General features: G+C 68.6%; 21 protein-coding genes. 7 read left to right on the top strand and 14 right to left on the bottom strand.

Going from position 1 to position 22,957, the window contains the following annotated elements:
• Positions 1-77: 77 nt before the first annotated feature.
• From VN461_17370 to VN461_17340, 7 genes are all read right to left on the bottom strand, one after another.
• Entirely contained in the window at positions 78-209 is a 132-nt protein-coding gene (locus VN461_17370) for a hypothetical protein (protein HXB56546.1), read from the bottom strand.
• A gap of 163 nt (positions 210-372) precedes the next feature.
• Positions 373-1,653 carry an RNA polymerase sigma factor gene (locus VN461_17365; protein HXB56545.1) on the bottom strand — a complete coding sequence of 427 codons (1,281 nt, stop codon included), beginning with the start codon at positions 1,651-1,653 and terminating at the stop codon, positions 373-375.
• 118 nt (positions 1,654-1,771) lie between these two features.
• Positions 1,772-2,152: a DoxX family protein gene (locus tag VN461_17360; GenBank protein ID HXB56544.1), complete on the bottom strand. Its 381-nt coding sequence runs from the start codon at positions 2,150-2,152 to the stop codon at positions 1,772-1,774.
• Positions 2,153-2,241: 89 nt separating this feature from the next.
• Complete coding sequence (locus VN461_17355; protein ID HXB56543.1) at positions 2,242-2,673, bottom strand: YciI family protein; 432 nt, start codon at positions 2,671-2,673, stop codon at positions 2,242-2,244.
• A gap of 200 nt (positions 2,674-2,873) precedes the next feature.
• Complete coding sequence (locus tag VN461_17350; protein ID HXB56542.1) at positions 2,874-3,329, bottom strand: substrate-binding domain-containing protein; 456 nt, start codon at positions 3,327-3,329, stop codon at positions 2,874-2,876.
• A 71-nt stretch (positions 3,330-3,400) separates the two neighbouring features.
• Complete coding sequence (locus VN461_17345) at positions 3,401-4,435, bottom strand: cytochrome c peroxidase (protein ID HXB56541.1); 1,035 nt, start codon at positions 4,433-4,435, stop codon at positions 3,401-3,403.
• 131 nt (positions 4,436-4,566) lie between these two features.
• Positions 4,567-5,145, bottom strand: coding sequence for a hypothetical protein (locus VN461_17340; GenBank protein ID HXB56540.1), 579 nt, complete (start codon positions 5,143-5,145; stop codon positions 4,567-4,569).
• Between the two features lie 451 nt (positions 5,146-5,596).
• Here VN461_17340 and VN461_17335 point away from each other — a divergent pair, with 451 nt between their 5' ends.
• Both VN461_17335 and VN461_17330 read left to right on the top strand, forming a co-directional pair.
• Complete coding sequence (locus VN461_17335) at positions 5,597-6,997, top strand: hypothetical protein (GenBank protein HXB56539.1); 1,401 nt, start codon at positions 5,597-5,599, stop codon at positions 6,995-6,997.
• 56 nt (positions 6,998-7,053) lie between these two features.
• Positions 7,054-9,171, top strand: coding sequence for a sensor domain-containing diguanylate cyclase (locus tag VN461_17330; protein ID HXB56538.1), 2,118 nt, complete (start codon positions 7,054-7,056; stop codon positions 9,169-9,171).
• Here the strand turns inward: VN461_17330 and VN461_17325 are convergent.
• Together VN461_17325 and VN461_17320 are read right to left on the bottom strand one after the other, a co-directional pair.
• Positions 9,146-10,375, bottom strand: coding sequence for an MFS transporter (locus tag VN461_17325; protein ID HXB56537.1), 1,230 nt, complete (start codon positions 10,373-10,375; stop codon positions 9,146-9,148). The two genes, VN461_17330 and VN461_17325, sit on opposite strands and share 26 nt — an antisense overlap.
• Positions 10,372-10,728 carry a 4'-phosphopantetheinyl transferase superfamily protein gene (locus VN461_17320; protein ID HXB56536.1) on the bottom strand — a complete coding sequence of 119 codons (357 nt, stop codon included), beginning with the start codon at positions 10,726-10,728 and terminating at the stop codon, positions 10,372-10,374. Before VN461_17320 ends, VN461_17325 begins: the two co-directional genes overlap by 4 nt.
• Before the next feature lie 210 nt (positions 10,729-10,938).
• Here VN461_17320 and VN461_17315 point away from each other — a divergent pair, with 210 nt between their 5' ends.
• Positions 10,939-11,445, top strand: a complete 507-nt coding sequence (locus VN461_17315; GenBank protein ID HXB56535.1) for a hypothetical protein — start codon at positions 10,939-10,941, stop codon at positions 11,443-11,445.
• 15 nt (positions 11,446-11,460) lie between these two features.
• On the opposite strand, the gene VN461_17310 is transcribed toward VN461_17315, so the two are convergent.
• Entirely contained in the window at positions 11,461-14,034 is a 2,574-nt protein-coding gene (locus tag VN461_17310; GenBank protein ID HXB56534.1) for a M1 family aminopeptidase, read from the bottom strand.
• Positions 14,031-15,416 (bottom strand): HAMP domain-containing sensor histidine kinase, encoded by a 1,386-nt coding sequence (locus VN461_17305; protein ID HXB56533.1) that lies wholly within the window; start codon positions 15,414-15,416, stop codon positions 14,031-14,033. Before VN461_17305 ends, VN461_17310 begins: the two co-directional genes overlap by 4 nt.
• Before the next feature lie 186 nt (positions 15,417-15,602).
• Here VN461_17305 and VN461_17300 point away from each other — a divergent pair, with 186 nt between their 5' ends.
• From VN461_17300 to VN461_17285, 4 genes are all read left to right on the top strand, one after another.
• Positions 15,603-16,958 (top strand): nicotinate phosphoribosyltransferase, encoded by a 1,356-nt coding sequence (locus VN461_17300; GenBank protein ID HXB56532.1) that lies wholly within the window; start codon positions 15,603-15,605, stop codon positions 16,956-16,958.
• Positions 16,959-16,962: 4 nt separating this feature from the next.
• The gene (locus VN461_17295) at positions 16,963-17,703 is read left to right on the top strand and encodes a cytochrome c biogenesis protein CcdA (GenBank protein HXB56531.1); all 741 of its coding nucleotides are present in this window, start codon (positions 16,963-16,965) and stop codon (positions 17,701-17,703) included.
• Between the two features lie 66 nt (positions 17,704-17,769).
• Entirely contained in the window at positions 17,770-18,264 is a 495-nt protein-coding gene (locus VN461_17290; GenBank protein ID HXB56530.1) for a TlpA disulfide reductase family protein, read from the top strand.
• 36 nt (positions 18,265-18,300) lie between these two features.
• The gene (locus VN461_17285) at positions 18,301-19,371 is read left to right on the top strand and encodes an Mrp/NBP35 family ATP-binding protein (protein ID HXB56529.1); all 1,071 of its coding nucleotides are present in this window, start codon (positions 18,301-18,303) and stop codon (positions 19,369-19,371) included.
• Between the two features lie 78 nt (positions 19,372-19,449).
• Here the strand turns inward: VN461_17285 and VN461_17280 are convergent, their stop codons facing one another.
• The 3 genes from VN461_17280 to VN461_17270 are packed head-to-tail and all read right to left on the bottom strand — an operon-like array spanning position 19,450 to position 22,955.
• On the bottom strand, positions 19,450-19,662 hold the full coding sequence (locus VN461_17280) for a hypothetical protein (protein ID HXB56528.1): 213 nt from the start codon (positions 19,660-19,662) through the stop codon (positions 19,450-19,452).
• 9 nt (positions 19,663-19,671) lie between these two features.
• The gene (locus tag VN461_17275) at positions 19,672-20,643 is read right to left on the bottom strand and encodes a xanthine dehydrogenase family protein subunit M (GenBank protein ID HXB56527.1); all 972 of its coding nucleotides are present in this window, start codon (positions 20,641-20,643) and stop codon (positions 19,672-19,674) included.
• 2 nt (positions 20,644-20,645) lie between these two features.
• Positions 20,646-22,955 (bottom strand): xanthine dehydrogenase family protein molybdopterin-binding subunit, encoded by a 2,310-nt coding sequence (locus VN461_17270; GenBank protein ID HXB56526.1) that lies wholly within the window; start codon positions 22,953-22,955, stop codon positions 20,646-20,648.
• Positions 22,956-22,957: the final 2 nt, after the last annotated feature.

Here is a 22,957-nt window from a genome sequence, read left to right as displayed (position 1 = left end):
CAATCCCTCCGAGGTGACGGGGACGGTATCACGGCGCCCCGGCCTGGTCCAGCCCGCGCCGGCCCCGGTGGTGGACGTCAATCGGGCATCGGCGATGCTGTCGGGGTGTCCGCGTCGGCCTCGACGATATCGACGCGACTCCCCATCGCGAGATGCTCCTCGGCAAGCTCACAGAAGCAAAATGGCATCTCGACCGCGCCCTCAAGCATGGTTTGTCGCCGGCCCAGCAGGTCCTGGCCGAAGACCCTGGCTTCGCGCTCCGAGGGAGCTACCCGGCGCGGGACCCCTAGTCTGAGTTCGCCCGCGATACTTGTTAGCCCTATCGGTGAGCGGATCGTCCGGTCGGCGGCCGTCGGCGTTGGGGAACCTCGATCAGGCCAGTCGGGGAGATCCGGGTGCGCAGGCGGCCGCGCGTTCGAGGAGGAGGGTGCGCTCGCGGGCATTGCGCGTAAGCGATGCCGCCCGCTCGAACTCCGCCCGGGCCTCGTCGAAGCGGCCGAGCTTGGCCAGGAGGTCTCCGCGCACGCTCGGCAGGAGGTGGTAGTTCTCGAGGGAGGGCTCGGAGGTGAGGGCATCGACCCGCGCGAGGCCCGCGGCGGGACCGAGCGACATTGCGACCGCAACCGCCCGATTCAACTCCACAACCGGGGACGGCTTGAGCGCGGCGAGCGAATCGTAGAGGGCCACGATGCGCGCCCAGTCCGTCTCCGCCGGGGTACGGGCCCGAGCGTGACAGGCGGCGATCGCGGCCTGCAGAGTGTAGGGGCCGGGGGCTCCGCGGAGCGCCTCCGCGCGCTCGAGGGCGGCGAGACCGCGGCCGATCAGGACGTGATCCCAGCGTGCGCGGTCTTGATCGAGCAACAGAACGGGCTCCCCCGACGGGCCGACGCGAGCGGCTGAGCGCGACGCCTGGATCTCCATCAGGGCGACGAGGCCTTGGACCTCCGGCTCCTGGGGAGCGAGCTGGGCCAGGATGCGCCCGAGACGGAGGGCGTCCTCGCAGAGGGCGGGTCGCATCCAGTCGTCGCCGGCGGTCGCCGCATAGCCTTCGTTGAAGACGAGGTAAATGACTTCGAGCACCGAGGACAGCCGGGCGGCGCGATCTGCCCCCCGGGGGATCTCGAAGGGGACGCGGGCCGCGGCCAGGGTCCGCTTGGCGCGGACGATGCGCTGGGCGACGGTCGGCTCCGGCAGCAGGAATGCGCGGGCGATCTCCGCGGTGGTCAGGCCGCCGAGCAGGCGCAGAGTGAGGGCGACGCGCACCTCCGTCGAAAGGACCGGATGACAAGCCGTAAACATGAGGCGCAGGAGGTCGTCGCCCATGTCGTCGTCGACGGCGACCTCGAAGTCGGCGACGGCCAGCTCCTGCCGGGAGTCGAACTCCCGAGCCAGCTCCTCGTGCTTGCGCGCGAGCCGCTTGTTTCGACGAAGCTGGTCAAGGGCGCGATTCTTGGCGGTGGCCATGAGCCAGGCCCCCGGGTTGTCCGGGACGCCCGACTCCGGCCACCGCTCGAGCGCGACGACGAGGGCGTCTTGGGCGAGCTCCTCGGCGAGGCCGATGTCGCGCACGATCCTCGCCAAGCCGGCAATGAGCCGGGCGGACTCGATCCTCCAGACTGCATCGATCGCGCGATGGGCGTCGGTGGCCGTCACCGCCACCGATCACATCATTTTGAAACCGTCACCGCAAGGCGGAGTCAGGCGCGGTGACGCCCCGGGGATTCGCGGAGCCATCCCGAGCGATCGCGCTACCCCTCCCTGACCGCCCGAATCAGCGCGTCCGCAGCGGGATGAGAGCCTTCAGACGAGGCTCGCGGAGGTAGAGGCCGAGCCAAACGAAGAGTCCCACCATGATTTGGGCGAAGAACGGATCGCCCACCCGCCAATGGGTGCAGATCGCGCCCCCCATGTAGCCGGCCAGGAGAATGGCACCCAAGACCGACGTCGCGGGAATCACGTAGATAAGGGTGCACGAGATTTCCAGAATGGCGAGGGGCACGATCATCGACTCCGGCAAACCCAGATGCGCCAGCCCTTGCCGCAACTCGGGCCCGCCCTTGAGCTTCATGAAGGCACTCATGAGAAGGACGAGAACCGGCAGAGCCGAGATCACCCGCCCGACCCATACGATCTTTCCGCTCGCTGCCGCCATTCCATTTCTCCTTCGGATAAGGTAACGAACTTTGGTGTGTGTCGTCGCCTCGGGCGAGCCTAGAGCGGCGCGCCCGAGGCGCTCCAGGGTTAACGCTTCGCGTTTTTCGCCATCTGGGCGGACACGCGTTCCTCCGCCTCTCTAAGCCCGGGCGTGAGCACGGGTCCGAAGTCCGACGCCTCGAACACTTGGCGAATCTCAACCTCGGACTCGCCGGGGAAGGGATTGGGGGCGCGCTTGACCCATTCGATCGCTTCTTCCTTGGATCTCACTTGGATCAGCCAGAAGCCGGCGATTAGCTCTTTCGCCTCCGTGAAGGGCCCGTCGATCACGGTCCGCTTCGTTCCCGAGAACCTCACGCGCGCGCCCTTCGAGCTCGCCTGTAGCCCCTCCGCCGCGAGCAACACCCCTGCTTTCGCAAGGTCCTCATTGTACTTGCCCATTTCGGCGAGGAGCTTCTCCTCCGGGAGAACTCCCGCTTCCGAGTTCTTGTCGGCCTTGACCAGGATCATGAATCGCATCGTCCCATCTCCTTGTGGCTTGGGGTTCGGAGCCGGGCTTCCGGAAGGTCTCGCCCGCGCGCGAACCCACCTCTACTGTTGCGACGAGCGGCGGCCGGCCAGATCGACATGGGCAGACATCTTTTCTTCTGAGCCTCGACGTCGGGGAGAGTGATCCAGGCCGACCGTAACGTCTTTGCTTGCAATAGAGTGAAGGGTAACTAATGGGTGAGTTTCAAGACCTTCGTGCTTCCAGGGAGAGTCGTGGCCGCAGCTACGTACCCGATGGCTCCGGGGTTTTCCGCGACGAAGGCCGTGACCTCCTGATCCGAGGCCTTCACCGGTGGAGGTCCTTCTCGACCCTTGGCAATCTCTTCCTGCCAGTAGGCCTGGATCGCCACCACGGGCTGATCGAACACTTCTTTCGAGAAGGCTATTCTCGCGGGAGAGGTCAGCGACTGATCCACGGGCAGCGCGGGAGTTCCGTTGTCCCACTTGGTCACATTCTTCAAGAAGATGCTCGACAGCCGCTCGGTGGAAATAGTTGTTTCTGGATTCGCGGCGTTGACGATGACCTTGCAGGTCGGCTTGTCCGTGGCCGCCCGGAGTCCCGGGGTGAACAGGCCTCCGAGCCCAAACGCCAGAATTCCCACCGCACTTATGGGGGGCCTTTCCATAAGAAGACAGCGGTATCCTACCAGAACCGCCCCCGCTCGAACGTTCATTCTCTCGGGGAACGCGACCGAGATCAGCGGAGGCCGAGGGTGCGGATCCCCGGCGGAACAGGTGCGATGGCCGTGGTCGCATCCCGGCTACGCCCCGGGGTCGACCCCACCGGTCGCTGTCCAGCGAGGCTTCTCAAGAAGGCGATGAGGTCAGACTTCTCCTGTTGGCTGAGGCCAAGCTCGAAGATCAGGGGTGATTTCTGGGGGTCCGAATCGCCCCCACGATCATAGAAGTCAACGACCTCCTCGAGAGTCTTGAAGGCCCCGTCGTGCATGTAGGGCGCGGTCAGGCAAACATTCCGTAGGGTTGGCGTCTTGAAGGCTCCGCGGTCCTGATCGTGACCGCTGACCGCGAATCGCGGGACATCCTCGGGGCCCGGGGTCCTTCCCTGCACACCGAGCCGATGGAAGCGGCTGTCCGTGAAGGTGGGGCCGTTGTGGCACTGGACGCAAGCCGCCTTGCCGATGAACAGGGTCAGGCCACGCTTCTCGTTGAAGGTGAGCGCGTCCTTCTTGCCGCGGGCATACGCATCGAAGGGGGCGTTGGGGGTGATGAGGGTTCGCTCGAAGGCGGCGATGGCCCTCGCCGCGTTCTTCAGGGTCGGGCTCCCCCCAAAGACGCCTTGAAACGATCGGTTGTATTCCGGAATGGCCCCGAGGCGGGCGCCCAGAAGGTCTGCGGACATATTCATCTCCGCCGCCGCCAACAGCGGACCCTCGGCTTGCTGTTCGAGACTGGAGGCCCGGCCGTCCCAGAACTGGTGGTTGTTGTACGCGGCGTTCAGAACACTCGGAGACCGGCGGGCCAATTGCCTCCCCTCAAATCCCACCGCGCGCGGCCTCCCATCAGAAAAGCCCTTCTCCGGGTCGTGACAGGACGCACAGCTCTGGGCGCGGTCCCGCGAGAGGCGGGCGTCGAAGAAGAGCCTCCGACCCAATTCGACCTTGGCTTCGTCTTGAGGGTTGTCCGCGGAAACCGGGACGGGCGGAAGCGGACCCAGGTCGCCCGGAAGCCGCGTCATCCCATCCAGCATGTCGATGGTGATTGCGACCGGCACCGGTGGCGGGGATTCGCTGGAGCCGACGGGGCGGACGAGTGCCTGGGCGCCGGTCACACAGGCGAGCAGGGCCCACCGCCCGATCCGCCACGCGTGCGGAGTAGGAGTAGCCGCTCCGTCCCCTCCCGCGCTCATTGCGCTCTGGCCAAGGAGAGCCCGAGGATGAGGTCTCCATTCTGGGGGACGCTGATCCACTGCTCGAGCTCCGGAAAGCCCTGCGCCCAGGCATGCAGGCGGTAGGCGCCCGCGGGGACGTTCGCAATCTGGTAGCGGCTCCCGATCGCGGTGAGCGCATAGTAGAAGTTCGGGACGACCACGATTCTCGCCGTCATCCGGCGGTGGATCGAGCAGCGGATGTCGACCGTGCCCACCTGATCGAAAGTGACCTGCCTTGTCCCGCCCTTGGGGTAGATGCCGAGGTTGAACGGCTTGGCCGAAGAGGAAGAGTAGACGTTGTGGGCCACGTCGTCCTCGTTGGGCATGTCCACCGTCTGGCCGACCACGACGACGATCAGGGGCGAGGAAAACTGGACGTTGCTTTGCGAGAGTACCGGTCTCTCCGGGGGGAGGGCGGAGGCCCTGGGCCCGTCAATCCACACGGCCGCGGGGAGGGGGGGGTGGAGCTCGGACGAGCCTTGCTTGGCCGACGGCGCCTCCACCGTGACGAGCCCTTTGATGGTTCCGGCCCCCGCGGGGCCGGCCATACCCACGAGAATCGCCGCTGAAATGGAGCACAAAGTCCGCCGGCGCCTGCCCGGCCGGTGACCCTCAGATCGAAAGTGCATCGCCTACTCCCCGTGGCTGGGTGCCTCACGGAGCGCCCCCGCTCTCGCGCCCCAAGGAGCAAGCGATATGCCAACCAGGAAGCCTCTTTCTAAAGGCTTTAGCTCAGCGCTTGAGCGCGGGGACGGGCGGAATTCCTGCCCCTGGACCGGCGTTTTGCCCTGCCCGGAGCGACGGTGGGGGGGCCAGGGCCGAAGGGGTGGGCGTGCCACCCTCGGGGAGGACCGTCGGCTCCGACCACACCTGATTTACTGGCGCCGCGGGCTAGCGGGCGGGATCCCACCGACGCGAGGGGGCAGGGGTGGACGAATGCTCCGGGCGGTGGGAGCACCGATGGGTAGGTTTGATATCATCGAAACTAGGAGGTCTCTCGCCACGATGGTGGAAACGCGCGAACCCCTGGACCAGTTGATCACGTCTCCCCGGCGCTTCACCGCCGAGACCACGTTCCCGCGGGCGGGGGAGATCCGGCTCTACGACACGACCCTCCGGGACGGGGAGCAGACCCCGGGGGTTGCCTTCACTCCCGAGCAGAAGTACGAGCTGGCGGGCATGCTCTCCGACGCGGGCATCCACATCATCGACATGGGCTTCCCCTCCGCCGCTCCCTCCGAGCGGCGGGCGCTGGAGCTGATCCTGGAGGGGAAGAAGAGGGGGCGGATCCGGCCCGACCTCGAGATCATCGTGATGTGCCGGTCCAACGCCCGCGACATCGACGTCACCCTCGACACTCTCAAGAGGATGGGGGCCCGGCCCTCCGACTGCACGTTTTTCATCTTCACCTCCGGCTCCGACCTGCACCTGAAGTACAAGATCGGCAAGACCCTGCTCCAGCTCGAGGGCCGGCGGCCGGAGGAGTGGCTGGACCTCCCCGTCTCCTTCTACCGCGAGGCCAACATCAAGATGGCCTGCGCGGCCATCGCCCACGCTCGGGACCGAGGGGTAACGGAGATCGAATTCGGGGGCGAAGACGGGTCGCGCGCCGACGTCAACTACTTGATCGAGCTGGCCCGGACCTGCTACCGGGCGGGGGGCACGCGCTACTCATTCCCGGACACGGTGGGATTCTTCGCTCCTGAGGGTGTGGACTACTACATTCCGAGGCTGGTGGCCGCCTTCCCCGACAAGCCCCTGGTCGTCCACTTCCACAACGACTTCGGGCTGGGGGCCTACAACACCGTGCGCGCCCTCCACCATGGGGCCACCGTACCCACCTGCACCGTGAACGGCCTCGGGGAGCGGGCGGGAAACGCCCCCCTCCACACCACGGTGATGATCCTGAAGGAACTGTACGGCATCACCATTCCCGGGTTTCACTACGACATGCTCTGGGCCCTCCGGCGGAAGGTGGAGGAGTTCAGCGGCCTGCCCGTGGCCGCGGGCGAGCCCATCATCGGCCACAACGTGTTCAGCCACGAGACCGGCATCCACACGGCGGGGATCACCATCCACCCCGCCATCTACCAGGTGATCGAGCCGGAGTCCGTGGGGGGGCACCTCCGATTCCTCTTCGGGAAGCACTCGGGGGCCCTGGCCATCGAGGCGATCCTGGAACGGCACAAGGATGAGCTGCAGGCGGGGGGGGTGCAGATAACTCCCCGCCTGGTGCAGGTGCTGCTGCGACTGGTCAAGGGGGTCCGGGAGAAGAAGGCCCTGGTCTCTCAGCACCTGGACGGTGTCCGCAACTATTACTCTCACCTCGAGCGTCTGGGCCTGACCGAGCAGGACCTGCTGGCCTACGCCCTCGTGCTCGGTCGGGAGTCGGAGCCGGGCGCCTGACTTCCGGGAAAGCGAAGCAGGACGCGTCCCCAGACACGCCGAGCGGAGGTCCGATCGTGGACATCCGCGTGCGCTGGAGGGCGGGCCAAGTGGCCTTGGCCCTGGCCGGGATCATGACGGCGGCGGCCCTCCTGCGCCCCCTGGGGCCCCACGCCTCCCCAAGGCTCCGGCTGGCCGTCAGCCTGGGTCTCGGGCTGGGGGTCGCGGGCACCGCGCTCCTGGCCAGCCTGCGCGGCCACGGCAAGTCGGAACCGCTCGCCTTCTACGCCTTCCTCACCCTCTGCACGGACGCCCTCGGCCAGCTGTTGGCTCCGCTCGGCTGGCCGGTGTGGCCCCTGCTGGTCCTGCTCGTGGGCGCGGTGGCGGTCGCGGAAACCCTGCCGGTGGCCCTGGGCGTGGCCGCTCTCGCTACGCTCCTGACCGCCGCCGACGCGGCCACGACGCACTTCGCGGTCTGGCGACCCGCGGCCGCCGCCGGCCTTGGCTACGCCGCGTTGGTGCTGGCCCTGAACCGGGCCCTCCTCGGGGAGAAGCGGCGGCTCTCCGCCACCCAGGCCGAGCTGGCCCGGCTCAAGCACGGCATCGACCAGCTGGACGACCTCGAGCCGGGGGCGGCCGCGGTGCGCCCCCACACCGCCGCCCACGCCCTCCGCCAGGTGTCGGAGGAGGGGCGGCGGGCCCGTCAGATGGACCGGGCCGTGGAGCTCGACGAGGCCCTGGCCCGAGTGGTGCGGGTAGCCCACGAGGCCTTGGGCGCCCACGCCGTTCTCTACTTCGACGTGGACCGGGAGCGCGAGGTGGCCTACCTGCGGGCCGCGCAGGGGCCGCCCTCTTTGGTGACGGACAGCGCCCTCCCCCTTTCCACCGACCCCTTCTCCTTCATCTTGGAGCGTGGTCAGGCTTTCTACGCCACCGACTTCAAGCGGCTGCTCTGGGCTCTCCCCTACTATCGGGGCGAGGTGAGAATCGGCTCCCTCTTGGCGGTGCCGGTGCGGATGGCGGAGGTGGTGGCGGGGGTGCTCATCGCGGATCGGCTGGAGGTCCAGTGCTTCACGGGAGGGGAGCCCGGGCTGCTGGAGTCGTTCGCGGGGATGGCCGCGGAGGCCATCGTTCGCACCCGGGCCTCGCTCCGCCGCGAGGAGCTGGACGCGGAGTTCAAAGCCGTGTACCCAATCTCGCAGAAGCTGGCCACCATCAGCAACGAGTCCGAGGTCCGCGAGCTGCTCCTGCGCTCGGCGCGGCACCTGGTCGCCCTGGAGGGAGCGGCGGTGGTGATGTCCGACGAGCTGCAGACCCGGTACGTCGTGGAGGAGTGCTTCGGCTGGGCCACCGAGTTTGCCCAGCGGGAGGTGGGGCTCTCCGAGCGCACGTGGGCGGCCTGGGTCCTGCGCAGCGCGGAGGATCCCTACCTCCTCGACGACCTGGCGGACCATGGGGAGCGCATGCCGATATTGGTCCTGGACGAGGGAGCGGTCCGGGCGGCCTCCCTCCTGGCTGTCCCCCTCAAGGCCCGCAACCGCACCCTGGGCGCCCTCATCCTGACCGGGGCCCGCGGCTCCTTCGACGCCACCTCCCACCGCGTGCTCGGGATCCTGGCCAACCAAGCTGCGGCCACCCTCTCCCTCATCCGAGACCGCGAGCAACAGAAGGAGCTCGCGGTCCGGGACGGGCTCACCAACCTCTACAACCGGAGGGCCTTCAACGAGTTGCTCGTCCAGGCCCTGGCCCGGGAAGAGCGGCAGGGGGGCCGCCTCGCCCTCATCCTGCTCGACCTCGACCACTTCAAGAAGCTCAACGACACCTATGGCCATCCCGCCGGGGACGCGGCTCTCCGGGGCACCGCCCGGGTCCTCGTGCAGCACCTGCGGAAAGGCGACCAGGCGGCGCGCTACGGCGGCGAGGAGTTCGTGGTCATCCTCCCCGGCACCGACGAGGCGGGTGCCCTTCATCTGGCGGAGCGGGCCCGGGACGCGATCCAGCAGCACCGCCTGGTGTTCGAGGGGGCGAGGATCTCCTTGACCGCGAGCTTCGGGGCCGCGGTCTGGCCCACGGATGGGCAGAATGCGGAGGCCCTCATCTCCGCCGCGGATCGCGCGCTCTACGCCGCCAAGCAAGCGGGCCGGAACCGGGTGATCGCGGCCAGCTCGATCACGCCCGCGGCGCCGGCGATATAGGGGGAGCGCCGACTCTTCCCAGGCCCCCCAGCAGACCCAAGGCGAGGGCCGCGAACAGCGCGCTGTCAATCCAATAGATCCCGAGGAGATTCCAGTGGGCCAGGAGCCCCGCCACGGAGGGGGAGACCGCGCCTCCGAAGAGGGCGGCGCCGGAGAAAAAGCCGAAGGCGGTGGCTTTGGCTTCCCCCGGCACCATGAGGCCGCCCATCGTGTAGCAGAGGGTGAGGGCCCCCCCCGAGGCGAGACCTAGCAGGACGGCTAGGACCAGGAACCCGCGGAAAGAAGGCACCATAACCATGGGCGCCACGGCCAGGGCGCCGCCGGCGAGGCTGGCCAGGAGCAACTGGCGGGGAGAGAGCCGGCGCGTGGCCCGGCCGAGGAGGGTCGCGGAGAGCGCGGCCGCCAGGGAATAGACCGCGATCAAGGCTCCGGTAGAGGACGCGAGCCGGGCTGCGGGCACCCCCAGCCGCTCCAGATGCAACGGCAGGATGGGGGTGAACGAGCGGCCCACAAAGCTGACGAGAAACAGCACGAAGATGAGGGCGGGCACGCCCGGCAGCTTGAGGAGGCTGAAGAACGCGGGGCCGGCCACGGGATCGACCCCGGAGGGCGCGGGCAGGGGGGGATTCCGGTAGTAGAGAGCGACGAGGCCGACCGCGACGGCGCAGAGCATCGCCGTGACCAGGAAGGTGCGGCGCACGCCGATGGTGTCGGCCAGGAAGCCGCCGGCAAAGGGTCCGAAGGCGGCGGAGAGGATCTGGGCCGCCTGGACCAGACCCACCGCCCGGCCCGTCTGCTCGCGGGGCGCGAGAGCGGTGGCCATGGCCAACCCCAAGGGGCCGATGCCCCCAAAGAGGCCGATCCCGACGCGACAGAGGAACAGCTCCCAGACGTTGCCGACCGCGGCCGACAAGGCAAGAAGGACGACGTAGGAAAGCAGGGCCCGCAGCGCCATCTGCTTCTGGCCGTAGCGGTCAGCCAGCCGGCCCCAGAGGGGGGCGAGGAGGCCGGCGAGAAGCGGTGCAATTCCGATCAGAACTCCGGCCCAGAGAGCCGCCCGCTCCCGGTCGGGGACCCCGAGCTCCCGCACAAAAAGGGGAAGAAAGGGGAGAACGAAGGCGAAGGCGGTGTAGACCACGAAGACCGTGGCGGTCATCACGTACAGATTGCGCCGCCAGGCGGGGTTCGGCGGGGGGCCGGTCACGAGAGCAGCTGGACCTGACCGACGGCGAGGGGGCCGCGGACCTCCAGGCTGGTGCGGGTGCGACCGCTGCCGCCCAGGCTCCGGGCCACGTCTGCCGCTCGGCCCTGGAGGTCGACCGAAGGCGGGGGTCCGAGGTTCACCACCACGTCCCGCCACCGTACCCCCCGGCTCCAGCCTGTGCCGATCGCTTTGCTGGCTGCCTCCTTGCCGGCAATGGCAAGGGCCAACGCTCGCGCGCGGTCCGGACCCGCCGGGAGGCGCGCCGCTTCCTCGGGGGTCATGAGCTTACGGACCAGGCGGTCCCCCCAACGCTGGAGAGACCGCGCCACGCGGGCGGTCTCTACCAGGTCCACTCCGAGGCCGACGACCAGAGGCCCCCCTCCCCGTGAGGCGGTGGTAGCTCGCCTCCCCTCCCCCGACGAGGACGATAGCACACGGGCGTCCTCAGGCACCCCGCTTCGCCCGAACGACCACCGCCAGCCAAAGTGATCCCGGGCACTACACGCATCCCGCCCGGCTCTCCCCTGGGCTATAATCCGTAAGGTTTTCTGTAGGAGGTCGTCATGCGCGTCTTTTACGCTGTGGCCCTAGCGACGATCGCGCTTCTCCTTGTTCCCCCGCCGTCTCCCGGGCAGAGCCTGACCGAGGCCGCGGCCAAGGAAAAAGAGAGGCGGAAGGCCGCCCAGAAGGGCAAGAGCTTCTCGGACGACGACCTGCGTGGGGGCGGTGGAGGCTCGGTCAGTACGGAAACGGCGTCCGGCGGGAGCTCTACCGCAAAGCCGGGCGAGACCGGCAAGTCCACCGCGAAGCAAAAGACGGAGGACGAGGTCAAGGCGGAGCAGAGCGCGGCCTGGAGAAAGAGAGTGGAGGCCGCCAACAAGAAGGTGACTGTTCTCCAAGAGACGATCGACAAGATCCAGCTGGACCTCAACGACATGAGCGGCGGCGTCTACTCCAGCCGGCGCGCCACCCTGCTCAGTCTGCTCGACGACACCAAGAAGCAGCTGGCGGCGGCCCAGCAGTCGGTGGCCGATCTCGAGGACGAAGGCCGGAAGAATTTCTACCGGTAGGTTCCCGTCCGGCCCTCAGCCCCGCTCCAACTGCACGAGCAGGGTGAGGTCGCTGTTGACTTCCACCCTGCGCGGGGCGCTCGCCGATTCCACCGTCCAGCTTCCGCCCTCGGGAGACAAGGTGACCGTGAGCGACTCCCGGCCGCCCTCGTGGGTGACGCCGATCTGGAGGGGCACCGGCCCGGGAAGGTTGCGGGGGCGGACCTCAATGGTGGTGCGAAATCCCCGCGCCGTCTTCTCCGTTCGGTGGGACACCTGCAGCACCGGGAGCGCGGTGCCGTAAACCCACTCCCGGAAATAAGGCTCCAGGTTCTTCCCGCTGGCCGTCTCCAGCGCTTCCCGCAGGTCGTCGGTACCCGCCTTGGCGTAGCGGTGTTGGGCCTGGAACTGGCGCATGGCCCGCGAGAAGACTTCGTCCCCCACGATGGCGCGGAGCATGTGGAGCACGTAGGCCCCCTTGTCGTACACCACCGCTCGATAGATCTGCGGATCTCCTTGGAGGTGGCCCAATCGGTGGCCGAGGTTGATGGGGCCTTGAGCGCTGTGGTGCAGGGCCCAGCGGCCAATTCGCGCGAGCAGGGCGCGGAAGGCTTCCTCGCCCCGGCTCCGCCGCACCCACAGGGCGGCCGCGTACTGTGCCGCCCCCTCGGAGAGCCAGCGTTCGCGGTAGTTCTGACCAGCCACCCCCTGCCCCCACCACTGGTGGGCCAGCTCGTGGGCGAGGAAGAAGCCGGGCACGTCGCTGAAGTTCGCGGGGTCGTCCCGGAGCCCGTGCTTGAGTAAGAAGGAGGGCCGATCCTGCATGAGGACCATGCCTGGGGGGCTGTGGCCCCCCGGGGTCTGGCCCTCCAAGACGGCCAGGTTAAGAAACGAGTAGGGACAGGGCCCGAACTCCTCCGCGAAGAACCGAAGGATGTCCTGCGCCAGGGGGAGCAGCTCCCGCGCGATCCCGCGCGTGCGGGGGAGCCCGAACCCGCGGACGACCAGGTCTCCGTCCTGTCGCATGCCGACGTCGTCGAACCGCCCCACGGCGGCGGTGATGTACTTGCCCGGCTGCTCCTGGCGGTATTCCAGGCGGGTGCGGGCTCCCTCCACCCGCGCCGAGACCCTCTCTCCCCCCGTGACTACGGAGAAGCCGACGGGCACGTCGAATCGGAGCCGGGCCCGGGCGTAGTTGTCGTTGTTGTTTCGGGGGTACCAGGCGGTGCGGTTCGTGTAGACGACCGCGGTCTCAATCCGTACATTCTGCTCCTCGGTGTCGGCCGTGGGCTTCCCGGTCTGGAGCAGCTCCTGGTCGATGGGGGCGGGGTTGTGGATGCCCGCGTAGCGCACGGTGAGGGCGACCTCCCCCAGGACCCCGGACAACGGGCCCAGGGATACGACCAGGCTCCCTTGGTCACGCACGCGGAAGAACAGATGGTTGCCCCCCTCCCGCGAGGTGACGGAGGCCACCTGAAAAGCGTCGTCCAGCCGCAGACGGAGGTTGGAGGTGGGGACGAGCACGCGCAGGCGGACGGTGTCTTCCGCGGAGATTCCGTAGCGCTCGGGATCGAAGCGAACTCGCAGGTCGTGGTGAAGGATATCCACCGCCTGGTTGTCGTCCTCGCTGTAGCGGGTACTGCGGCCGCCCGAGGGGTACGTGCAGATCTGGAGGTGCCGCGCCCGGTCGAAAAGGCTGATGTCCTCGGGATCCCCGGAGCTGTTGGTCAGAGTGAGGGTGCCGTGCTTGCGGGTGGCGAAGGTCACGACCACGTCCCCCAGGGAGGGGAGGAGCCACCAGGGGGACCGGGGAAGGGTGGTATCGAGGACGAAGGCTCTCTGGACCTGATCGCGGTAGAAGCGCTGGGCTTCGTCCCAGCGCTCCTTCGCCCCCGGGTCAAGCTCGAGCTGGGGGGCGTCGAGGATGCGGTGCAGCCCGGCGGGATGGAGGCGCACGAAGGCCGCTCTCACCTTTTCCTTGAGCTCCCGCTGGCCGCAGAAATGCCGGAGCTGCTCCTGCTCCGCGGGCGGGCGGGGCGAGACGCGGACTTCTCCCTCCCCCACGAAAACGAGCACGGTGGGCCCGAGAAGGGGGGGCGACATGAAGAGGGTCCCCCGGATCATCTTGAGCTCGAAGTCCTCCAGGTGCAGGGTCAAGCCATCGGAACGGTATCCGGTAGGGTCGAGGGAGAGATGGACCAGGCCCTCGACCTGACCTTGATCTTCCCGGCCGGTGAAGACCCAGCCCGCCTCGCGCTTCTCCAGTTGCAGACGCCACTGCTCCACCCGCGCCCGCGGCTCGGTGACGGTGAAAACCTGGGCGTCGGCGTGCAGGCTCTCCGCCCCCTCCGTCACGGGGGGGCGCTGGAGCTGGAGCAGGCTCTGCTCGGCGTTGAAGTGGATGGTGGCCTGCTCCTTCTCCTGCGCCAGCTCTTCCCCGCGGGCGGGGTCCCAGAGCGAGAGGTACCCGGCCACATCCCTCGCGGCCCAGGCCGCCTCCAGACGGTCCAGGAGGGCCTTGGGGTCGGGGGGCGGTGGGGCGGGGGTGGAACGGCGGGGCACCAAGGCCAGGACGAGGAGGGCGGCCGTCCTGGGCCACCGGGCCCTCACGCGTGCACGGTCTGCGCCCGCGGCCCCGGGGGCCAGCGGGGCAGCCGCACCAAGAACACACTCCCTCGGCCGGGTCGGCTGTGGACGTCGATCCGGCCGCCGTGGAGGCGGACGATCTCGCGGGCCAGGTAGAGGCCTACCCCGGCTCCGCCCTGGCGGCGGGTGAGGCCGCCCTCGACGGTGTAGAACTTCTCGAAGATTCGGGGGAGGTGCTCGGCCGCGATTCCGGCCCCCGCGTCCTCCACTTCGAGCATGGCTTCCTCGGTCTCCGCCCGGCACCGCACCACCACCCGCGTCCCCGGGGAGCTGTACTTGAGGGCGTTCTCCACTAGGTTGCGTACGAGGTGACGGAGCATGGAGAGGTCCCCCTGGAGGGCCAGAGGCTCCCGGGGGAAGTCCAGGGCGAGCGTGATCCCCTTCTTCTCCGAGAGACCGCGGAGGGGCTCCACCGACAGCGCGGCCACCTCCCGCAAGTCCAGGCCTCTCAGCTCCAGGATCCGCGTTCCCCCGCCCTGCTCGATTCGGCTGACCTCGATGAGCGTGTCCACCATGGTAATGAGCTGGTCGCAGCTCTCGACGAGGATCCGCATCAGATCCGGCAGCGAGGCTTCCGCGGGAATGCCCTCGGTCATGAGGTGCTCCGCGTAGCCCCGGATCACGGTCAAGGGGGTGCGGAACTCATGGCTTACATTGCGCAAATACTGGATGCGCAGGCGGTCCAGCTCCTCCAGCCGGGCTTTGGCCTCGGTGACCCGGCCCAGGTGGGAGAGGGCGTCGTCTTGCATCCCGCGGGCCAGCGTCGCCGTGTCCGCCAGCTCACGGTTCTTCGCCTGGAGCTCCCGGTTGGCCTCGCTGAGCCGGCCCTGAATCCGGTGGAGGTACGAGCTCGTGGTCCCGCCCAGGAAGGCGCAAAAGAGCAGGGTCAGGGCATGCAGGTTGCCCAGAGGCTGGTGGGGGGTCATGAGGGTGAGGACGAAGACGATGAGGGTGTCCAGGAGGCCCATGGCCATGGCGTAGCCGAGGCCCCCCCGAACCGAGGCGCCGACCACGTGGGGGTAGAGGAAGAGCCAGAGGGGGCTCTCCAGCCCTCCGAGGAAGGCCGCTCCCGCGCCCACCGCGAGGGCGTCGAGCACGTCGTGGATGACCTTCAGCGATCGGCGTCCACTCGGATGGCGCTGTACCCACGCCCAACTGGCCCCCCAGAAAATGCAGTAGGCGAGCCCCACGGCGAGCGCGGGCAGGGGTCGGGTTTGGGGGCTGCTCCATAGGAAGAGCACGGCCGCCAGGGAAAGCGCCAAGCAAAGGCCGCGGGCCAAGGCGGCGATGAACGTCCCCCGGCGATACAAAGCGGCGTCCGTGATCCCGGCCTCGAGGGTCGTCATGGTGTCTGGCCTGAAGGGCCTAAGTAGACCACACGGCAGAGGCGGGGTCCACGCCGGGCTCCCGCCCGCCCCTCCCCTATAATGTCCTGGTGAGTGCTGGAGTTCCGCCGGGTCGGGCGACCGGCTCCATTTGAGGCGGGGCGCGGGAGCCTCGGCTTTTGAGCGCTCCGCGCTCGAGTGCTGCCCATGAGCGTGTTCGACCGTCGGCGCCTGCCCCCGTCCGTCTTCAAGCTGGACGTGGAGCGGATGCGGCAGGGTTGGTACTCGGACAAGTACTTCATCAACATCGCCAAGACCCTGGCCAAGTTGGCTGCCCAGGGCTATCGCTTCGGAGGTTCGGCCCCCGACCTCTCGGACCTGGAGGTGGACCTCCGCAACGTGGACGTGGGCTCGATCGAGGTGGAGATGCAGTGGTTCCCCCGCCGGGCACCTTCCTGCGTGGCGGTGGGCGTGGACAAGGCCCTGGCCATGCTCCAGGAGGGAACGGGGTACTTCGACGACCGCGGCCAGTTCGTGGGCACCTTTGACCAGATGGAGGTCTGGGCGGTGCAGGACGGCACCGAGGCCGCCTTCGACGGGGACATGCTGAACGTGAGCCCAGTGATGAGGGTGCGGGGGCGCTATCGCGACTTCGCCATCCTCGAGACCCCCACCCTGGGGGCCCTGACGCGGGGGAGCCGGGTGGCCACGAACGTCTATGAGGTGCTGCAGGCCGCGCGGGGGAAGCAGGTGCTGTTCTTCCCCGCCCGCTTCGACGCCCACGAGGTGCAGGCCGCGGATGGCTACGCGTACCAAATCGCGGTGCAGCTCTTCAACCAAAACTACGGCAAGAGCCTGTCTGCCTACGTCTCCACCGACGCCCAGGGGGACTGGTGGGGGGGAGCGGGCGGGGGGACGGTGGCCCACGCCGCCATCGCGTGCTTCCTGGGGGACACCGCGGAAGCCACCATGGCTTTCGCGGCCACCCGGCCCGCGGACATCCCGCGCATCGCCCTCGTGGACTTCCGCAATGATTGCGTGGGGACCTCGCTGCAGGTGATCCGGACGATGTTCCGCCGCTACTTGGAGCTGGTCAAGGGCGGCCGGGCGGAGGAAGCGCGAAAGTACAAGCTGTTCGGGGTCCGTCCCGACACCTCTTCCAACATGCGCGACATCTCCGTCCCCCCCCTGGGGGACCGACGGCTGGACTGCGGGGTGAACCCACGCCTGGTGTTCCTCATGCGGGAGGCCATCGACCACGAGTGGCAGAGCTGGAACCTCACGGGGGACGACCGCAAGCTCGCCGAACAGTACTGCCGTGAGGTCAAGATCGCAGTGACGGGGGGGTTCACCCCCGCCCGCATCCGGCAGTTCGAGGAGCTGCAGGTCCCGGCCGATATCTATGGGGTCGGGTCCTGGCTGCTCTCGTCCTGCGACGTGTGCGGCACCAACAACGATTTCACGGCGGACGTGGTGCGCGTGAAGATCGAGGGGAAGTGGTTTGACCTGGCCAAGGTCGGACGCAAGGCCTCGGACAATCTGATGCTGGAGCGGCTGCGCTAGAGCCATGAGCGGCGACTCCGTCTCCCTCCTGACCGCTTTCCTGGCCGGCTTGATCTCCTTCCTGTCCCCCTGCGTGCTCCCAATCGTGCCCGGCTACCTGTCCTTCATCAGCGGCGTGAACGTAGCCGAGCTGAAGCAGGCGGAGGCCCCGGCCGGGCTCGCCCGTCGGGTAGGGCTCACGAGCGTAGCCTTCGTCCTCGGTTTTTCCACCGTCTTCGTGGCCCTGGGGGCGGCGGCCACGCTGATCGGCTCCGTGTTGCAGGAGCACAAACGGGCGCTGGGTACAGTGGGAGGCGCGGTCATGATCGTACTCGGCCTGCACACCGCAGGCCTCCTCAAGATCGATTGGCTGCTCTACGAGAGGCGGGCCGAGGTCAAGAACCGGCCCTTGGGCCTCCTCGGTGCCTATGTCGTGGGCCTCGCCTTCGCTTTCGGCTGGACACCCTGCATCGGCCCCATCCTGGGCGCGATCCTCCTCTATGCCTCCCAGGAGGAGACGGTCCTGAAGGGAATCGTGCTCCTCTCCGCCTACGCAGCCGGCCTCGGGATACCCTTCATTGCCTCCGGGCTGGCCGTGAACGGCTTCTTCACGGCCTTCCGGCGGCTCCGAGGCTGGATGCGGCCGATCGAGTGCGTCTCCGGGGCGCTCCTGGTGGGGGTGGGGCTGCTGCTCCTGACGGACCGCCTCACCCTGCTCTCCCAGTACTTCTCCCGCCTGTTCCCTTCCCTGGCTCGGCTGGGCTAGGGGCCATCCCGCGCAGGCCTGCGGGCGGGTGGGGTCCAGCCGTTCCCGCTCCGTTATAATGATGAGGTGAGGGTGCACGTTCTCGTCGTCGCCGCCCTGCTGAGCAGCACCTGTGCCGCTGCGCCGAAGGTCGAGCTGGGCGCCGCCCCCCCCTTTGACCTGCCCGATCTGGCGGGGGGGAGGGTCAGCCTCGCGTCCTTGAAGGGTAAGGTGGTGGTGCTGGACTTCTGGGCCACGTGGTGCGGGCCCTGCATCCAGGAGATCCCCGAGTACGCCGCTTTCTGGCGGAAGAACCAGCCGCGGGGGATCGAGGTGGTGGGCGTGGTCGTGGACTCGGGGGCGCCCCAGGAGATCCAGGACTTTGTACGGGAGTACCGGATCCCGTACCGACAGCTGCTGGGCGACGACAAGGTCCAGGAGGCCTACGGCGCCACCCAGGGCTATCCCACCACCTTCGTCATCGACGGGCAGGGGCAACTCCGTTCCAAGGTGCTGGGAAGCCCACCGAGCAAGTTCCGGAGGCTTCAGGAGACGGTGGACTCCGCCCTCGGCTCCCGCTGAGGGCGGTCCCGGGCGACATAGAGCGAGGTAATCACGGTGAGCGTGTCAAAAGACCAGGTCCTTTCGGTGCTGCGGACAATCCAGGATCCCGACCTCCACAAGGACATCGTCAGCCTGGGCTTCGTGAAGGAGGTCAAGATCGAGGGCGAGGAGGTGGACTTCACGATCGAGCTGACCACTCCCGCTTGCCCGGTCAAGGACCAGATGAAGGCGGAGGCGGAGGAAAAGGTGGCCGCCCTGCCCGGGGTCAGAGTGGCCCGGGCCAAGATGACGGCCGAGGTCCGGGCCCGCGGTGGTTTCGGTCGGCAGGCGGTGCCCGGCATCCGCAACATCCTGGCCGTGGGGGCGGGCAAGGGCGGGGTGGGCAAGTCCACCACCTCCGTCAACCTCGCGGTGGCCCTGGTCCGGAAGGGGGCGCGAGTGGGCCTTATGGACGCCGATGTCTACGGCCCCAACATCCCCCAGATGCTGGGGAGCACCGACCAACCGGAGGTGAGCGAGGACAAGAAGATGATCCCCCCCGAAGCCCACGGGCTGAAGGTCATCTCCATGGGCATGCTCGTCCCCCCGGACCAGCCGGTGATCTGGCGGGGACCCATGCTGCACGGGGCGGTTCAGCAATTCATGCGGGACGTGGCTTGGGGCGAGCTGGACTACCTGATCGTGGACCTGCCTCCTGGCACGGGGGACATCGCGCTCAGCATGGCCCAGAGCGTGCCCATGGCGGGGGCCGTGGTCGTGACCACCCCCCAGGGCGTCTCCGTCTCCGACGTGCGCAAGGCGGTCGCGATGTTCCGCCAGCTCAACATTCCGATCCTGGGCGTGGTCGAGAACATGAGCTATTTCGTCTGCGGCCACTGCGGGGAGCGGACCGACATCTTCGGCCACGGAGGGGGGTCGCGGATGGCGGAGGACATGGGCATCCCCTTCCTGGGCGAGGTTCCCATCGACACCCGCGTTCGCTCCGGGGGGGACGAGGGCCAACCGATCGTGGTCGCGGCCCCGGAGGCACCCGCCGCGCGGGCCTTCGTCGACGTGGCGGGCAAGGTCGCGGCCCAGATCTCCATCCAGGCCATGCGGGTGCTCAAGGTCATACAGACCGCCTAAGGGGCGGTCGCGCGCGCGGGCGCCTTCGCCGGGAGCGGGGCAAGAGCGAGACCGTGCGGCGGCCCGCCCCCGCGGGCTTCAGTCCGGCTCGAAACAGCCCCGGTGGGGCTGGCACGACTCCGGGCTGCAGTACACGTCGTCGGGCCCGAGGACGGTGGCCGTGCGCGAGCACCAATACTGCGCGGTCGGCGAGGAGACCTTGAGGTCCACGTGGTCCCGGCCCAGGACGTAGTACATCTTGGTTCGCAGGCGCTTGCAGACGGGAGTGTCTTCGACCTCGGCTGGTTCCATGGTCTGTCCTCAGGCGAGAGACAGGAGGGTCCGGCGCATGAGGGTCTGCACCAGCCCGACCTTGTAGCCGTTGTCCGACAAGGGCGCCGCCCCCACGATGGCGGCCCGCGCGGCGGCGGAAAGGGTTGCCTCGTCCAGGGGCTTGCCCAGGATCGCCTGCTCCGTCCGCGTTGACCGCCAGGGGATCGGCGCCACCGCGCCCAGGACCACGCGGGCGTCTTTGACGGCTCCCCCTTCCGTGCGCAGGGCTACGGCCAGGGAGACGAGCGGCCAGTCGAAGGCGGTGCGCTCGCGGATCTCCGTGTAGGTGGACTTCATCCCCGCCGCCGAGGGGACACGGATCTCGGTCAGGACCTCGCCCGGGGCGAGGACGTTCTCCCGCTCCGGGTCCTTGGTGGGGGGGACGAAGAACTCGCCCGCGGCCACCGTACGCGCGCCCTTGGGCCCGTCCAGCACGAAGGAGGCCCCGTAGGCCAGGAGGGCCACGGCCGCGTTCGAGGGGTGGGGGGCATACGATGGCCCGCCCCCGAAAATGACGTGATAGCGGTTCTCACCCCCCACCGCGAAGCAGACGTCCCCGCCCTTCTTCAGACACTTGAATGACTCGAGCCGGTAGTACCAGCAGCGTGGCCGCTGGAGCAGGTTGCCTCCAATCGTGGCCACGTTGCGGATCTGCGGGGAAGCGGCCTCTCCGCAGGCCTTGGCCAGCGCGGGGTGCGACTTCTGCACGCCGGGGTGGCCGGCCACCCGGGCCAGGGTGGCCAGGGGGCCGATCTTCAGGCCGGAGTCGGCCTCCACCGTGATGCGGTCCAGGCCGGGTATCGATTTCAGGTCCACCACCCGCGAGGGTTCGAGGAGGTGCTCCTTCAGGTGATCCAGGAGGTCGATGCCGCCGGCCTTGAGCACGCTCCCCTTGCTGTCCGCGAGGAGGTCGCGCGCCTCGGCCACGCTCGTCGCCTTCGCCAGCTCGAAGCCATGCATGGTTATGCCCTCCTCCGCTCTTCGGACAGGGCCGCGAGCATTCGGTCGGGGGTGATGGGCAGGGTCCGCACCCGGGCCCCGGTGGCGTTGTAAACGGCGTTCGCGATGGCGGCCAGGCTGGGGACGAGGGGTGGCTCGCCGAGTCCGGCCGTGGACGTGTTGTTGCCGGCGTTGGCGATCGGGGTCAGGATCGAGACCGCCTCGAACATGTCCTTGGGGGAGAAAATCTTGTACGACTCCAGGTTGGGGTTGACCATGGTCCCCACGTTGCGGTCCAGGATGCGGTTCTCGAGGAGGGCCCAGGAAGCCCCCTGGATCATGGCCCCGATGACCTGGCTCTCGGCGGTGAGGGAGTTGACGGGGAAGCCGCAGTCGTTCACGGAGACCATCTTGATGACCCGCACCTCTCCCGTCTCCGTGTCCACCTCGACCTCCGCGAACTGCGTCCCTGCCAGGTCGCCCCGGAAGGTCTCGTACTGCTTCTTCCTCTCCGCCACGCAAGCGACCACTTCTCCCGGCATCTTGGCCGCCGCTTGCTTGAAGGTCACGGCCCGGGAGGGCGCCGCGGCCACGAAGATCCTGCCCTCGGCGGCCTGGAGTTCCTCGCGCTTGACCCCGAGGAGGCCCGCGGCCAGATCGAACACCTTCCCCCGGGCCTCGTGGGCGGCCAACCGCACCACGGGGGCCACGGAGTTCGTGGTGTTGCTGCCGCCGGACCCGGGGCCCTCCGGGAAGCGGGTGTCGCCGACGTGAGTCTGGATGTCCCGGACCCGGAGCCCGAGCTCCTCCGCCGCCACCATGGTCATGGCGGTGCGGAATCCGGAGCCGATGTCCTGGGCTCCCGAGAACAGCTCGACGCTGCCGTCGCGATGGACCTTGATCTCCGCCCCCACCCCGCTGCCCCGAGCGATCACGTACCAGTTGCCGTTGGCCATGCCGAGGCCCCGCTTGCGGGGACCGGCGCCCTCGCCCGGCTTCTTATGGCGCCGCTCCCAACCGATGGCCTTGGCCCCGATGTCGTACTGCATCAGACGCACGGGGCTCGATTCGTTCTTCCTCCGGACTTCGAGGGGGTCCAGGCCCAGCTTGTAGGCCAGCTCGTCCACCGCCGACTCTAGGGCGAAAGCCCCCTGGGGATGGCCGGGGGCGCGCAGGGGTGCGGCCGGGCCCGCGTTGGTGAAGACGTCGTGCTCCTCGATCTTCAGGTTGGGGCAGTTCTGATAGAGGCTTCCCGCCGGCCCCCCCGTCCCCGCCCCTCCTGCGATGCCCGCGGAGCCGAAGGAGCGGTAGTGGACGGCGGTAAAGGTACCGTCGCGGCGGGCCCCCAGGCGGACGGTCATGACCGCGCTGGGAGCGTTGCCGGTGCAGAGGTGCTCCTGCTTCCGGTCCAACATGAGCTTTACGGGCGCCCCCGCCTTCTTGGCCAGGCGACAGGCCACCACCGCGAAAGCGCTGCCCACCGCGGAGGGGGCGAGCTTGCTGCCGAAGCCGCCCCCCATATGCTCGGTGATCACGCGGACGTTCTTGCGGTCGATGGCAAGGGCTTCCGCCATCCCGTCGCGGACGGTGAAGATCCCTTGGGTGGAAGCGTAGACCGTGAGTTGGTCCCCCTCCCAAAGGGCCACGACGCCGTGGCTCTCCAGGGGCGAGTGGGTGTGCACCGGGATCACGTAGGTCGGCTCGACCGTGACCATGGCCTCCGCGAACCCCTTCTCGATGTCGCCCCGCGCCCCGCCCCGGCGCGGGCTCTGGGGACCAAGGATGTTCCCCTTGCGCGGGATGTCCTTGGAGCCCGGAACCTGGTCGGGCTCGTAGACGAGGGGGGCGTCGGTCTCCATGGCCTTCTCGATGTCGGTGACGTAAGGCCTCTCGTCGTAGGTGACCTGGATGAGCCGCGCCGCGTCCTCCGCAACCTCGGGCGAGACCGCGGCCACCGCGGCCACGTCCTGGCCCGCGAAGCGCACGGTTCGCGACTCCGTGGTCCAGACAGCCTTGACGCCGGGCAGGGCCTCCGCCCGGCTGGTGTCGACTTTCACGATCTCGGCGGCGGGCACGCTGGCCCCGACCATCCTCCCCCAGAGCATGCCGGGGAGGCTGATGTCGAAGGTGTACTTCGCCCGGCCTGTGACCTTTTGGGGTCCCTCCAGGCGGGTCTGGCGTCCCTTGACAATCCGGAGCTGGGAGTCGAGGTCCCAGGGCTTGATATCCCCTTCCGCCGCGTGCACCTCCAGCGTCTGGGGAGCGCCCGGGATGCCCGCTTTCACGTTGAAGGTGACGGTCGGTCCATCCTTGGTCGGCGTCTGCTGGGCCATGG

This window comes from Vicinamibacteria bacterium, from assembly GCA_035570235.1.
In the GTDB taxonomy this organism is placed as follows: Bacteria; Acidobacteriota; Vicinamibacteria; order Fen-336; family Fen-336; genus DATMML01.
This window is presented reverse-complemented; position numbering and strand designations above follow the sequence as displayed.

Coding starts and splice junctions, on each gene's coding strand:
- VN461_17370 (HXB56546.1), bottom strand. CDS start 209: ATGCTTGAGGGCGCGGTCGAGATGCCATTTTGCTTCTGTGAGCTTGCC.
- VN461_17360 (HXB56544.1), bottom strand. CDS start 2,152: ATGGCGGCAGCGAGCGGAAAGATCGTATGGGTCGGGCGGGTGATCTCG.
- VN461_17355 (HXB56543.1), bottom strand. CDS start 2,673: ATGCGATTCATGATCCTGGTCAAGGCCGACAAGAACTCGGAAGCGGGA.
- VN461_17350 (HXB56542.1), bottom strand. CDS start 3,329: ATGGAAAGGCCCCCCATAAGTGCGGTGGGAATTCTGGCGTTTGGGCTC.
- VN461_17335 (HXB56539.1), top strand. CDS start 5,597: ATGGTGGAAACGCGCGAACCCCTGGACCAGTTGATCACGTCTCCCCGG.
- VN461_17315 (HXB56535.1), top strand. CDS start 10,939: ATGCGCGTCTTTTACGCTGTGGCCCTAGCGACGATCGCGCTTCTCCTT.
- VN461_17305 (HXB56533.1), bottom strand. CDS start 15,416: ATGACGACCCTCGAGGCCGGGATCACGGACGCCGCTTTGTATCGCCGG.
- VN461_17300 (HXB56532.1), top strand. CDS start 15,603: ATGAGCGTGTTCGACCGTCGGCGCCTGCCCCCGTCCGTCTTCAAGCTG.
- VN461_17295 (HXB56531.1), top strand. CDS start 16,963: ATGAGCGGCGACTCCGTCTCCCTCCTGACCGCTTTCCTGGCCGGCTTG.
- VN461_17280 (HXB56528.1), bottom strand. CDS start 19,662: ATGGAACCAGCCGAGGTCGAAGACACTCCCGTCTGCAAGCGCCTGCGA.
- VN461_17275 (HXB56527.1), bottom strand. CDS start 20,643: ATGCATGGCTTCGAGCTGGCGAAGGCGACGAGCGTGGCCGAGGCGCGC.
- VN461_17270 (HXB56526.1), bottom strand. CDS start 22,955: ATGGCCCAGCAGACGCCGACCAAGGATGGACCGACCGTCACCTTCAAC.